We start from the raw sequence: 653 nt of genomic DNA on the forward strand, positions 1-653 counted from the left end.
TGGCGGAGCGCAGCGTCAAGCTCGCCGAGCAGATGCTCACCGTTTCGGGCGGCGGCGGCGTCTATAACCGGTCGAACATGGGCCGCATCTACCGCAACATGCTGACCGCGCGGCAGCACGCGGCCGCCCAGTATCGAATCTACGGGCGCACGTTCGGCGATCTGTTGATGGGTGGCGAACCCGTCGACCTGATGCTCTAAGGGCTCGGCCAACGACCCGTGCGTAGAAACCCTGCGCCTTCTGGCGCAGGGCTGCGCGTGCCACCATGTTAAGCGACATGTTCCGCGAAGCGGCCAGGGAGAGGCTGACGAGTAGCGATGCGGCTTTGCTTGTGTTCCCCCGCGGATTTAGCCCCAGCGCCGAGGTGACCGCATGAAGATCGGCTCGGATGACCTGCTTTATGCGAGGGATTGACGAGCGAACGTCCCGCATCGCGGTGCTGCCGGGACGTCTGGGGCCACCATTTCGTCCAGGCTCTAGGCTGTATCGACATTCAGAGGATTCCCAAGTGGTGGGATGTCTGATTCATGGGTTTCCGCGATTGCGGAGGCATCATGGGGATCAAGCGATACGAGTTAAGCGAGGCGCAGTGGCGTCGGATCGAGCCGATGCTTCCGGGCAAGGTCAGTGATCCTGGGCGGACGGCGCAAGAT

The 653-nt window shown here is 62.8% G+C and carries 1 protein-coding gene and 1 pseudogene; both read left to right on the forward strand.

The genetic code is table 11. The features are described 5' to 3' along the window. The coding region (locus AC1DPF_RS18975; RefSeq protein WP_477962956.1) for a hypothetical protein at nucleotides 1-200 on the forward strand (200 nt) is incomplete at its 5' end. A gap of 360 nt (nucleotides 201-560) precedes the next feature. Next, nucleotides 561-653, forward strand: a pseudogene (locus AC1DPF_RS18980) (IS5-like element ISNeu3 family transposase); the annotation flags it as partial.

It is taken from the genome of Rhizorhabdus sp. P4_G6 (assembly GCF_056401045.1).